The organism is Sphingomonas sp. KRR8, from assembly GCF_023559245.1.
Lineage (GTDB): Bacteria > Pseudomonadota > Alphaproteobacteria > Sphingomonadales > Sphingomonadaceae > Sphingomicrobium.
Map to the genome: position 1 here is coordinate 275,082 of NZ_CP097462.1, position 11,974 is coordinate 287,055.

The 11,974-nt window shown below is 68.9% G+C and carries 12 protein-coding genes; 9 read left to right on the forward strand and 3 right to left on the reverse strand.

The window, feature by feature from the left end; genetic code table 11:
- Positions 1-20 precede the first annotated feature (20 nt).
- Positions 21-905: an alpha/beta fold hydrolase gene (locus M8312_RS01380; protein ID WP_250118608.1), complete on the reverse strand. Its 885-nt coding sequence runs from the start codon at positions 903-905 to the stop codon at positions 21-23.
- A gap of 88 nt (positions 906-993) precedes the next feature.
- Here M8312_RS01380 and radA point away from each other — a divergent pair, with 88 nt between their 5' ends.
- The 5 genes from radA to M8312_RS01405 all read left to right on the forward strand — a co-directional run bounded on the left by radA (position 994) and on the right by M8312_RS01405 (position 6,490).
- Complete coding sequence (gene radA, locus M8312_RS01385) at positions 994-2,358, forward strand: DNA repair protein RadA (protein WP_250118609.1); 1,365 nt, start codon at positions 994-996, stop codon at positions 2,356-2,358.
- 67 nt (positions 2,359-2,425) lie between these two features.
- Positions 2,426-2,938, forward strand: coding sequence for a CvpA family protein (locus tag M8312_RS01390; protein ID WP_250118610.1), 513 nt, complete (start codon positions 2,426-2,428; stop codon positions 2,936-2,938).
- Positions 2,935-4,305, forward strand: coding sequence for a cysteine--tRNA ligase (cysS, locus tag M8312_RS01395; RefSeq protein ID WP_250118611.1), 1,371 nt, complete (start codon positions 2,935-2,937; stop codon positions 4,303-4,305). Before M8312_RS01390 ends, cysS begins: the two co-directional genes overlap by 4 nt.
- A complete protein-coding gene (locus M8312_RS01400) occupies positions 4,302-4,727 on the forward strand; it encodes an iron-sulfur cluster assembly scaffold protein (protein WP_250118612.1) in 426 nt (141 codons plus the stop codon). The genes cysS and M8312_RS01400 overlap by 4 nt, the downstream gene beginning before the upstream one ends.
- A 26-nt stretch (positions 4,728-4,753) precedes the next feature.
- Entirely contained in the window at positions 4,754-6,490 is a 1,737-nt protein-coding gene (locus tag M8312_RS01405) for a cation:proton antiporter domain-containing protein (RefSeq protein WP_250119811.1), read from the forward strand.
- Here the strand turns inward: M8312_RS01405 and M8312_RS01410 are convergent.
- Entirely contained in the window at positions 6,487-7,557 is a 1,071-nt protein-coding gene (locus M8312_RS01410) for a 3-dehydroquinate synthase family protein (RefSeq protein ID WP_250118613.1), read from the reverse strand. The two genes, M8312_RS01405 and M8312_RS01410, sit on opposite strands and share 4 nt — an antisense overlap.
- Positions 7,554-8,114: a shikimate kinase gene (locus M8312_RS01415; RefSeq protein WP_250118614.1), complete on the reverse strand. Its 561-nt coding sequence runs from the start codon at positions 8,112-8,114 to the stop codon at positions 7,554-7,556. The genes M8312_RS01410 and M8312_RS01415 overlap by 4 nt, the downstream gene beginning before the upstream one ends.
- Positions 8,115-8,163: 49 nt before the next feature.
- On the opposite strand from M8312_RS01415, the gene M8312_RS01420 reads away from it, so the two are divergent.
- From M8312_RS01420 to M8312_RS01435, 4 genes are read left to right on the forward strand one after another with little or no spacing between them, the layout of a single operon-like run.
- On the forward strand, positions 8,164-8,325 hold the full coding sequence (locus M8312_RS01420) for a hypothetical protein (RefSeq protein ID WP_250118615.1): 162 nt from the start codon (positions 8,164-8,166) through the stop codon (positions 8,323-8,325).
- Complete coding sequence (locus tag M8312_RS01425; protein ID WP_250118616.1) at positions 8,309-10,111, forward strand: hypothetical protein; 1,803 nt, start codon at positions 8,309-8,311, stop codon at positions 10,109-10,111. Before M8312_RS01420 ends, M8312_RS01425 begins: the two co-directional genes overlap by 17 nt.
- Complete coding sequence (locus M8312_RS01430; protein WP_284070192.1) at positions 10,108-10,998, forward strand: tyrosine-type recombinase/integrase; 891 nt, start codon at positions 10,108-10,110, stop codon at positions 10,996-10,998. Before M8312_RS01425 ends, M8312_RS01430 begins: the two co-directional genes overlap by 4 nt.
- A gap of 13 nt (positions 10,999-11,011) precedes the next feature.
- Positions 11,012-11,953, forward strand: coding sequence for an acetyl-CoA carboxylase carboxyltransferase subunit alpha (locus M8312_RS01435; protein ID WP_250118617.1), 942 nt, complete (start codon positions 11,012-11,014; stop codon positions 11,951-11,953).
- The last annotated feature ends 21 nt before the right edge of the window (positions 11,954-11,974 follow it).

Genomic DNA, 11,974 nt, shown 5'->3' on the forward strand with positions numbered 1-11,974 from the left:
CCGGAAGGCGCCGCCTGAGCTTATCGCGCGCTCAACGGGATGGCGCTGGCGCTCTGGTCGGCGGTGGTGCCGCGGCTGTCCTGGGTCAGGAAATTCACCACGTCCTGGCAGAACCGCTTCTTGTCGGTCTCGAAGATGCCGTGCGGGCTCCCTTCGTAGGTGATGAGCTGAGCGTGGGGCAGGGCCTCCGCCACCTTCTTGCCGGTGCCTTCGAACGGCACGTTCTTGTCGCTGGTGCCATGGAGGATGAGGGTCGGAATGCCGTCGAACGCCTTGAGGTCAGGGCGGAAGTCGGTGGTCGCCCACGCCTGTGCGGCCGCATAGGTGGAGCGCGCGCCGGCCATGTTGGCCTGGAGGAAGGCCTGGTCGAGCACGCCATCGCTGACCGGCTGCGAGACGAAGCCGACCCCGTAGAATTGCTTGATGAAGGTCTTGAGGAAGCCGGCGCGATCGGTCGTCATCTGCTGAGTGATTTCCTGCAGCTGGGACTGCGGGACGCCGTCGGGATAATCGTCGGTCTGCTGGACCATCGGCACGACCGAGCTGGCCAGCACGGCGGCGCTGATCCGGCCCTTGCCCTGCTTCGAGACGAGCCGCGCGACCTCGCCGCCGCCCATCGAGAAGCCGACGAGCGCGACCGGCTGGTTGATCCCGGCATCCTCGAGGATGGCGATCACGTCGTCGGCGAAGGTGTCATAGTCGTAGCCGTCCCACGGCTGGTCCGAGCGGCCGAACCCGCGCCGGTCGGGGATGATGCAGCGCTTGCCGGCCTCGACCAGCTTGATGCCAAGGTCGTCGAACGTGTCGCCGGTCAGCGGCCAGCCATGCATCAGGACGACGGGATCACCGCGGCCCCAGTCCTTGTAATAGAGCATGGTGCCGTCTTTTGCCTTGGCATAGGGCATGGAAAGAAACTCCTTCAGGGGGGAGCTTCGACAACGGACCGCTTACCGGTCCGTTGCATGCGTTCGTCCTTTGTTCTAGGTCTTTTTTATGGCGAAGTTGAAGGCCCGATACGTCTGCCAGGCCTGCGGATCGGCGCAGTCGCGCTGGCAGGGGCAATGTCCGGACTGCGCGGAGTGGAACACGCTGGCGCAGGAGGCGGCCAACGTGACGGTCTTCTCCGCCAAGCACGATCTTCACACCGGCGGACGGGCGGTCGAGCTGGTCGGACTGGACGCAGCAGTGGCGCTGCCCGAGCGGGTGCCGAGCGGAATTGCGGAGTTCGACCGGGCGGTCGGCGGCGGGTTGGTCCCGGGCTCGGCCATGCTGCTGGCGGGTGATCCGGGCATCGGCAAGTCGACCCTGCTGCTGCAGGCGGCGGCGGCCATCGCGCGCAGCGGGCGCGGCGCGGTCTATATCTCAGGCGAGGAAGCGGTCGACCAGGTGCGGCTGCGCGCCCTCCGGCTGGGGGCCGCCGGAGCGCCAGTGCAGCTGGCGTCGGTCACCTCGGTTCGCGACATTCTGACGACACTTGGGCAAGGGCCGGCGCCCGCGCTGCTGGTGATCGATTCCATCCAGACCATGCACTCGGACCTGATCGAGGGTGCGCCGGGAACCGTCAGCCAGGTGCGGGCCAGCGCACAGGAGCTGATCCGCTTCGCCAAGGACCGCGGCACCGCGCTGATCCTGGTCGGGCATGTCACCAAGGATGGCAGCATCGCGGGACCGCGCGTGCTCGAGCATATGGTCGACGCGGTATTGAACTTCGAAGGGGAGCGGAGCCACCAGTATCGCATCCTGCGGGCCGTCAAGAACCGCTTCGGCGGGACGGACGAGATTGGCGTGTTCGCGATGGAGGGCGCCGGGCTGAACGAAGTCGGGAATCCGAGTTCGCTGTTCCTGACCAAGCGCGACGATCCGGTCAGCGGGACGGCGATCTTTCCCGCGCTGGAGGGCACGCGGCCGGTGCTGGTCGAAATTCAGGCGCTGGTGGTGCGGCTGGCCAGCGGCGCCACGCCCCGGCGCTCGGCGGTGGGCTGGGACAGCGGGCGGCTGGCAATGCTGCTGGCGGTGCTGGAAGCGCGCTCCGGGGTGAGCTTCGCCACGTCCGAAGTCTATCTCAACGTGGCGGGCGGGTACCGGCTGCAGGACCCGGCGGCGGACCTGGCGGTGGCGGCGGCGCTGGTGTCCGCGCTGAGCGAGCGGCCGGTTCCGGCGGAGGCGGTGGTGCTGGGCGAGGTAGCCTTGTCGGGCGAGATCCGGCCGGTCGCGCACGGCACGCTCCGAATGAAGGAAGCGGCCAAGCTGGGGTTCGAGCAGGCGTGGGTGCCGGGCGGGGTCGAGGGCACGAACGGCATCCGCACCGCCAATTTCGGACAGCTTCGGCAGCTCGTCGAGCGGATCCTGGGGCGGTAGCGCCATTCTGGGCGAAGGATAAGCGAAGGGCTGGCTTGGCGCGCCGCTCTTGGCTAGCGCTTCTTCCATGACGGCGCTCGACATCTTCGTGCTGGTGTTGCTCGGCGGCGGAGCCCTGGTCGGCTTCGTGCGCGGGTTCGTGCATGAGGTGCTGAGCCTCGCCGCGTGGCTGGCGGCGGTCGTCGCGCTGAAGCTGTTCCATGCACCGGTCACCGGATATGTCATGGGCTTCGGGCGGGGGCCCGCATCGGCGGCGATCATCGCCTACGCCATCCTGTTCCTCGCGCCTTATTTCATCGTGCGGGTGATCGCGACGCGGGCCGGCCATGCCAGCCGGCGGTCGGTGCTTGGGCCGGTCGACCGCTTCCTCGGTGGCGGGTTCGGGATGCTCAAGGGGCTGGTCGGGGCGACGCTGGTCTTTCTGCTCGCCAACTTCGCCACCGACATGCGCTATGGCCCGACGAGTGAGCGGCCCGAGTGGATGACCAGGAGCCGCACCTTTCCCCTGCTGAACGCCAGCGCCCACGCGATCGTGGACATGGTCGACAGCTACCGCCATTCGGCGCCGACCAAGCGATGATCAGACTGTACGACACCCAGGAGCGGGAGAAGCGCGACTTCACCCCCGGCGAGCCCGACCGGATCACCCTCTATGTCTGCGGGCCGACCGTTTATGGCCGCGCGCACATCGGCAATGCCCGGCCGCCGGTGGTGTTCGACGTGCTCCGGCGGCTGCTGGAGCATGAGTATCCGAAGCACGAGGTCGTTTTCGCGCGGAACATCACCGACGTGGACGACAAGATCATCGCGTCGGCGACCGCCGAGGGCGTTGAACCGGGCGTGATCACGGAGCGGTTCGAGCAGGCCTATCTGGACGACATGCGCGCACTGGGCGTACGCGACCCGACCATCGCCCCGCATGCGACGCAGGAGATCGGGCCGATGGTGGCGATGATCGCCGACCTGATCGAGCGCGGTCACGCTTATGCGGCACAAGGCCATGTGCTGTTCGATGTGGGGTCGGACCCCGACTATGGCGCGCTCAGCCGGCGAGATCGCGAGGCGATGCTGGCGGGCGCTCGGGTCGAGGTGGCGCCCTACAAGCGCTCGCCCGGCGACTTCGTGCTGTGGAAGCCGAGCGCGCCGGACGTGATCGGCTGGGACAGCCCGTGGGGTCGCGGGCGGCCGGGCTGGCACATTGAATGCTCGGCCATGATCCGCGCGCACCTGGGCGAAACCATCGACATTCACGGCGGCGGGATCGACCTTGTCTTCCCGCACCATGAGAATGAGGCGGCGCAGAGCCGCTGCGCCCACGGCGGCAAGCCGCTGGCGCGTTACTGGGTGCACAACGGCTTTGTCGATTTCGGCAGCGAGAAGATGTCGAAGAGCCTCGGCAATGTGGTGACCCCGCGGGAGCTGCTGGACGCCGGGCACAAGGGTGAGGTGCTTCGGCTGGCGCTCTTGAGCGCGCATTACCGCTCGCCGCTGCCGTGGACCGAGGCGCTGGTGGCGCAGAGCAAGGCGCGTCTTGATCGTTGGTACGGCTTTCTGCAGCGCTTCAGCCGAAATCCGGAGTTCAAGCGGTCTGACCGAGGCGTGCCCCTTCAGGCTGTCGTCGATGCCCTCTCCGACGACCTGAACACTCCTCAAGCCGTAGCCGAAATCTCTGCCGTCATCTCTTCCGACGATGAAGACGGGATACGCCTCGGTGACCAGATCTGGCAGGCCATAAATGGCGCTAAGCTCCTCGGGTTGATGACGCTATCTCCCGACGAATGGTTCCGCGGTGCCGGTGACGCGGGGATCGACGCGCGGGTTGCCGAGCGCACGGCCGCCAAGCAGGCGCGTGACTTCGCCACCGCCGACCGAATCCGCGATGAGCTGAAGGCCGAGGGCATCCTGCTCGAGGACGGGGCGGGCGGGACCAGCTGGCGGCGGGCGTGAGCGACCCGGTCTACACGCTCGACATCCTGCGGCTGGCGACATCCTTGCCGCTGGCCCCAACTCTGGAGCAGGCGGATGGACGGGCTGAGCGGCGGTCGGCGACGTGCGGGAGCCGGATCGCGACCGAGGTGCGCCTGACCGACGGGCGGGTGGCCGAGGTCGCCCAAGGAGTGCAGGCGTGCGCCTTCGGGCAGGCCAGCGCCGCCTTGCTCAACCGGTTCGCGGTGGGGCGGACCCCGCTGGAGCTGGCGGCGGCGCGGGTGGCGCTGCGTGGGTGGCTGGCCGGATCGGGGCAACCACCGGCGGGCTATGAGGTGCTGGAGCCGGCGAGGACCAAGACGGGGCGGCATGGAGCCATCCTGCTGCCGTTCGACGCCCTGATCGCGGCGCTCGACGACGCGCTGCAGGAGCGGGCGACGTGACCGAGTTGCTGACCGGCCTCGCGGTGATGCTGGGCGTGGCCTTGCTGTTCGTCGGCATCTTCCGGCGGCTCGGGCTGGGCGCGACCCTTGGTTATATCGTCGCCGGAGCGGTGATCGGGCCGCAGCTACTGGGGCTGGTCGGCAGCGGCGACGCCATCATGCAGGTTAGCGAGGTGGGCATCGCCTTCCTGCTGTTCCTGGTCGGGCTGGAACTGCAGCCGAGCCGATTGTGGCGTCTGCGCAAGGACATCTTTGGACTTGGGCTGGCGCAGGTGGTGCTCGCGGGCCTCGCGCTGTCGCTCCTGATGCGCTTCGCGGTCGGCCTGTCGTGGGGGGCGAGCTTCGCGGTGGGGATGCCGCTGGCGCTGTCATCGACCGCGCAGGTGCTGCCGATGCTGCGCTCCACCGGCGACATGAACACGCCTTATGGCGAGCGCGCTTTTTCCATCCTGCTGCTGCAGGACCTGGCGATCATCCCGCTGATCACCGCGGTGGCGGCGTTGAGCCGGGTGCCGGATCCGAGTGCACCGTCGGGTCTGACGCTCGGCCTGTACACGGTCGGCGCGGTGATCGGGCTGGTGCTGATCGGGCGGTTCCTGCTCAATCCGGCGTTCCGGTTGATCGGGCGGCTGAGCGAGCGCGAGCTGTTCGTGGTCGCCGGGCTGTTCACGGTGATCGCGGCCGCGGCGCTGATGCACCAGCTGCACCTGTCGGTGGCGCTGGGCGCGTTCGTCGCGGGCGTGATGCTGGCGGAGAGCCCTTATCGCCACGAGCTGGAGAGCGACGTCGAGCCATTCCGTTCGATCCTGCTTGGCCTGTTCTTCATGTCGGTCGGAATGCTGCTGGACCTTGGCGTCATCGCCACCAGGCCGCTGATGGTGCTGGGGCTGGCGGCGGCGATCATCCTGATCAAGGCGGCGGTGCTTTATCCGCTCGCGCGCGGGTTCAAGATGAGCAAGGGACGCTCAATCAGCCTGGCGCTGCTGCTCAGCCAGGCGGGCGAGTTCGGCTTTGTGCTGTTCGCGCAGGCCAAGAACGCACAGCTGATCGCGCCGGAAACCGCCAGCCTGTTCGGCGCGGTGGTCACGCTGTCGATGGTCACGACACCGTTCCTGATGCGGCTGATCGGCTGGCTTCAGCAGCGCGTGAAGGACCCTGAGCCCGACCTCGAGGGGCCCGAATTCTCGCCCGAGACCAACGCCATCGTGGTCGGCTACGGCCGCTTCGGCCAGACGGTCGCGCAGATGCTGATGGCCAAGCGCATCCCGGTGACGCTGATCGACCTCAAGGCCACGCAGATCGAGCTGGCGGGCGAGTTCGGGACCAAGGTCTATTATGGCGACGGGACCCGGATCGACCTGCTGCGCACCGCCGGGGCGGAAGAAGCGGAGGCGATCTTCTTCTGCCACGACGATGCGGAGATGGGGCCGGAGCAGCTGAGGCCGATCATGGAGGCGTTCCCGCAGGCGGTCGTGATGGTGCGGGTGTTCGACCGGCGGCAGGCGATGCGGATCGCCGATCTCGACGTGGCGCTGGTTCAGCGGGAAGTGTTCGAAAGCGCCGTGACCATGGGCCGGGAGGCGCTTCGGCGGCTGGGCGTGGCGGAGCGGGAAGTGGTGCGAGTGGAGCGCGCCTATCGCGCCCGCGACAACGAGCGGCTGGAACTGCAGGCCGCGACCGGCGATCTCAGGAGTGGGATGGACCGCAGCTTCACGCCCGACCGGTCGCTGCCCGAAGAGCCGCCCAAGGGCGCAGCGCTCTAGGCGGCGCAGGTGAGGAAGTCGGCCAGCGCCGCCGGGTCGGCGCCGTCGCTCAGGAAGGCATGTCCGATGCCGCGAGCCAGGACCAGCTTGAGCTTGCCGCCGTCATTCTTCTTGTCCGCGCCCATCAGCGGGAGGAGGACGGCGCGGCCTAGCTTGAGGTCCGACAGGCGGGTGGGCAGGCCGACGCTCTCGACATGCGAGCGGACGCGGTTGGCGTCGTCGACCGGGCAGAGACCGAGCGTCGCGGAGAAGTCGTAGGCCAGCACCATGCCGAGCGCGACCGCTTCGCCGTGGAGGACGGTGCCGATGCCAGCCGCGCTTTCGATCGCATGGCCAAAGGTGTGGCCGAGGTTGAGCAGGGCGCGGACGCCGGTGCGGTCCTCGACATCGGCGGCGACGAAGCGGGCCTTGGCGGCGACGCTGTGCGCGACCGCATGGCTGCGCAGGGGCAGGTCGCCGGCGAGGAGGGCTGCGCCGTTCGCCTCGCACCAGGCGAAGAAGTCGGGCTGGTCGATCAGGCCGTATTTGACGATCTCGGCATAGCCCGCCCGGGACTGACGCGGATCGAGGGTGAGGGTCAGCGCCGGGTCGGCCAGGACCAGGGCCGGCTGATGGAAGATACCGACCAAATTCTTCTGCCCCTCGGCGTCGATGGCGGTCTTGCCGCCGACCGCACTGTCAGCTTGAGCGAGGAGGGTGGTGGGGACGTGCACGACGGGCAGCCCGCGCTTGAACAGGCCGGCGGCAAGTCCGGTGAGGTCGCCAACGGCGCCACCGCCGAACGCCAGCACCGGCCGCTTGCGATCGAGGTTGCGGGTCGTGAACGCGCCGATCAGGGCCTGGAGGTGCGGCCATTGCTTGGCCTCTTCGCCCTCGGGAACAAGGATCGGATCGCACGGCAGGAGCGACTGCAAGGCGGCGCCATGCAGGGCCCATACCTTGGGCTCCGTCACCACGGGCAGCGGCTGTCCCTGGCCGAGGGCGGCAAGGCGGGATGCGGAGTCGGCCAGGGGGGCGACCACCACGTCATAGGAGCGGTCGCCGGCGGTGACGGTGATGACGGTCATTTCTTGTCCAGGAAGCGTTCGAGCTCGGCGACGATGGTTTCCACCACCTCCGCATGGCTGCCGCCCATGCTCGGCACGCGAATGTGGGCCTGGGCGTATTTGGGGCGGCGTTGTTCCATCAGGCTTTCGAGGATCTGGTCGCGCGGACCCTTGTTGAGCATCGGGCGGGTTTCCGGACGACGCGCGGTGCGTTCGGCCAGCAGCTCGGTCGGGGCGTCCAGCCAGACGGTGATCGCCCGCTCGTTCAGCAGGCGGCGGGTTTCCTCGTTGATGTAGGCGCCGCCGCCGGTGGCGATGACCCGCACTCCCCCGTCGATCAGCCGGGCCACCAGCCGGCGTTCGCCATCCCGGAAATCTTCTTCGCCGTAGCGCTCGAACACCTCGCCGGCGGTGAGGCCCACCGCGTCTTCGATCGCCGCGTCGCTGTCGATGAAAGGCAGGGACAGGCGGCGGGCAAGGCGGCGGCCGACAGTCGATTTGCCAGCGCCCATCAGCCCGACCAGCACGACGGGCCGGTCGAGGCGGGCGGTCAGACCTGATCCATCGCGCGCACTCATGCCGGACGGGGCTATACAGGCGTGCGGCGCTTCGGCAAAAGCCCGCCTCATGGCTATCCACAAGCGTCCGCCCCATCCCGCTCGGGGGCCCGTTTTCCTGATCGTCCTGCTGGTCGTCGTGATCGGCGCGGTGGTCCTGATCGCGCGTAGCGCGCACGAGACGCAGCCCAAGCCAATCGAGGTCGACGTCACCCGTGGCCAGCCGGCTTAACCGCCTCTGGCTGCTGGCCGGCGCCGCCGGAGCAGTCGCACTGGCGCCCGCGCTGGCGCAGGAAGTGATTCTGCCGCCCGGCTTCGGCAATGAGCCGACGCCGGCGCCGCAGACCAACAGCCAGTCGCCCAGCAGCAATGGCCAGCAATCGAGCATATCGAGGCCCAGCGCTGGCGACAGCGAAGATACCGGCGAGGGTGGCGACCTGGTCGAGAGCAGCGACCTGACCAATGAGGAGCTGCCCGCGCCTCCGCCACCGGTCGAGATGCCGGACGCGTCGCGCCGCGACCCGCGGCTGGTCGGCGCGATCGATCCGCAGCGCTGGGGCTATGGCACCAATCCGTGGGGCGGGGCCGACGGCAAGTTCCTGAGCGGGCTGATGCGGCGGCAATCGACCCCGTTGCCGTCACGCTGGCTGCAGATTACCTTGCGCAACGCGCTGCTGGCGCGGGCCGAGGCGCCGGCGAATGTGAACGGAGCAGACTGGGCGGCCGAGCGCGCCTGGCTATTGTTGCGGATGGGCGAGGCCGATGCCGCGCGAATGATCGTCAGCGGGGTCGACGTGGGCGATTACAGTCCCAAGCTGACCCAGGTGGCGGTGCAGTCCGCGCTGGCCAGCGCCGACCCGTCGGGCCTGTGCCCGCTCAAGAACAAGCTGGGCGGCGCCGACGCGCGAATCGCGCCGCTCGTCCAGGCCATGTGCGCCTCGCTCGAAGGTGAGGGCGCCACCGCCGCGTCGCAGATCGAGCAGGCCCGTCGGCGGGGACGGATTGGAGGGATCGACCTGACGCTGGCCGACAAGGTCGTCGGCGCGGGTGAAAACACGGGTCGCGCCGCGACGGTGGAATGGGAGCCGGTCGACGGGCTGACCAGCTGGCGCTTTGGCCTGGCCGCGGCGACGGGGATGCTGCCGCCGCCGCGGCTGTTCAACGCGACCAGCCCGCAGGTACGGGCCTGGGCGGCGCGTGCGCCCATGCTTGGCGCGGAAGCGCGACTGCCGGCGGCGCGGACCGCCGCGGGACTGGGCGTCTTCTCGTCGGCGGCGCTGGTCGACCTGTATTCGCAGATCTACGACGCGACCGATCCGTCTGACCTTCCCGGAACCGACGCCTTCCGGCTGCGCACGGCGTTCGTCGGCAATACGGTGGACGACCGGCTGGATGCCATGCGCGCGCTGTGGAGAGTGGGCGAGGGTGAACTGGAGAAAAGCGCGAGTCATGCGCTGCTGGCGCTGGCCGCCACCCGGATCAACCCCAATGCCAAGCTGCAGAAGGAGGCTCCCGACCTCATCGCCTCCATGCTTGCGGGCGGTTACGATCGGCAGGCGGCGCACTGGGCCGGCGTGCTGGGCGACATGGACGAGGGACCGGGCGACCGGGCCTGGGCGATGCTGGCGGTGGGTACCGATGCGCGCGGCCTGGACCTCAGCGTCAGCCGCGTCGAGGGCTTCATCGATCGCGACAACAGCCGGGATCGCCAGCGCAGCAAGCTGCTGGTCGCAGGCCTGGCCGGAACCGGCAAGATCAATGGCGACACGGTCTCGCGGTTGAACGACAAGTATGAGCTTGGTCTTGGGGCGACGTCGGTGTGGACCCGGCTTGCGGACGGCGCCGGGCAAAGGCGGCAGGCGGGGACGGCCGCGGTGCTGGCCGCGATCGGGCTTCAGTCGCCAAGCTTCACCCGCGTGCCGTCCTGGCAGTTCTTTCACGCGCTGACCGCACTGCGGATGGCGGGTCTCGACTATAATGCGCGGATGATCGCCGCCGAGGCGCTGGCCCGGACGTGAGCCCGGAAGACCGGCAGCTGGTCGACCGCTTCTGCGAGATGCTCGCGGCGGAGGCCGGAGCCGCGCGCAACACCCTGCTTGCTTATCGCGCCGACCTGGCCGCGGCGGCGGAGACGGTGCCGGACCTTGGCGCCGCCAGCGGCGAGGACCTTGGCAAATTGGGCGAGGCGTGGATGGGGCTGGCGCCCTCGACCGTGTCGCGCCGGGCGGCGGCGCTTCGTCGCTTTTACGGCTTCCTGCATGACGAGGGGGTGCGAGCCGACGACCCGTCGTCCTCGCTGCCCAGGCCGCAGCTGGTCAGGCCCTTGCCCCGGATTCTCGAGCCGCACGAAGTGGACGCGATGTTCCATGCCGCCGAAGATCGCGCGGCAAGCGGACAGCCCACGGCGCTGCGCAACCTTGCCCTGCTGGAGCTGCTCTATGGCTCGGGATTGCGCGCGACGGAGCTCGTCAGCCTGCCGCGCGCGGCGCTGCGTCCCGGGCAGCCGTTCCTGATCCTCAAGGGCAAGGGCGCCAAGGAGAGGCTGGTGCCAATTTCCGAGCGGGCGCACGGCGCGGTGGCCGCATGGCTGCCGCACGTTCCGGGCAAGGGCCTGTTCCTGTTTCCCGGCGGCAAGGCGCATCTGAGCCGGGTGCGCTTGTTCCAGATCGTCCGGGCGATGGCAGCGGATGCGGGAATCGCCCCCGAACGGGTCAGCCCGCACGTGCTGCGCCATGCCTTCGCCACGCATCTGCTGGCCGGCGGCGCCGACCTGCGGGCGCTTCAGGCACTGCTTGGTCATGCCGATATCGCGACCACGCAAATCTACACCCACGTCGACAGCGGCCGGCTGGTGGAACTGGTCAACAGGGCGCATCCGCTTGCCACTGACCGCCGCCCGGCTTAGGCCCCGCGGCGCCATGAAGACCTACCTCGATTTTGAAAAGCCGATCGCCGAACTGGAGACCCGTGTCGCCGAATTGCGCGACACGGCGAGCAGCGGTGAGATCGACATCGACGCGGAGATCGGCCGGCTCGAGACCAAGGCCGAGCGTCTCCTCAAGGACACCTACGCCCGGCTGACCCCGTGGCAGAAGGCGCAGGTCGCCCGCCATGGCGAACGTCCGCACTTCAAGGATTATGTCGCCGGGATTACCGACGATTTCCTGCCGCTGGCCGGTGACCGCAATTTCGCCGAGGACCAGGCCATCGTCGGCGGGCTGGCCACCATCGAGGGCCGCAAGGTCGTGCTGCTGGGCCATGAGAAGGGCGACGATACCGCCAGCCGGCTCAAGCATAATTTCGGCATGGCCAAGCCCGAGGGCTATCGCAAGGCGATCCGCCTGATGCAGCTGGCCGACCGCTTCGGCCTGCCGCTGGTCAGCCTGGTCGACACGCCTGGTGCCTTTCCGGGCGTGCAGGCGGAGGAGCGCGGGCAGGCCGAGGCGATCGCCCGCTCGACCGAGCAATGCCTGGCGATGGGCGTGCCCGTCGTGGCGGTGATCGTGGGCGAAGGCGGTTCGGGCGGGGCGGTTGCGATCGCTACTGCCAACCGGGTGCTGATGTTCGAGCATGCGGTCTATTCCGTCATCTCGCCAGAGGGCTGCGCCTCCATCCTGTGGCGAACCGCGGACAAGGCGGCGGATGCGGCCGAAGCCATGAAGATCACCGCCGGAGACCTCGCCAGCCTGGGCGTGATCGACCGGATCGTTCCCGAGCCGCTGGGTGGCGCACATCGCGATCCGGCGGCGGCCATCGCCGGGCTCAAGCAGGCGATCGTCGAGGAGCTTGATGGCTTATCGGCCCTTGGACCCGACGAATTGCGGCAGGCAAGACGCGAAAAGTTCCTCGCCATCGGCTGACGGGACAGCGCGGAACCGCGC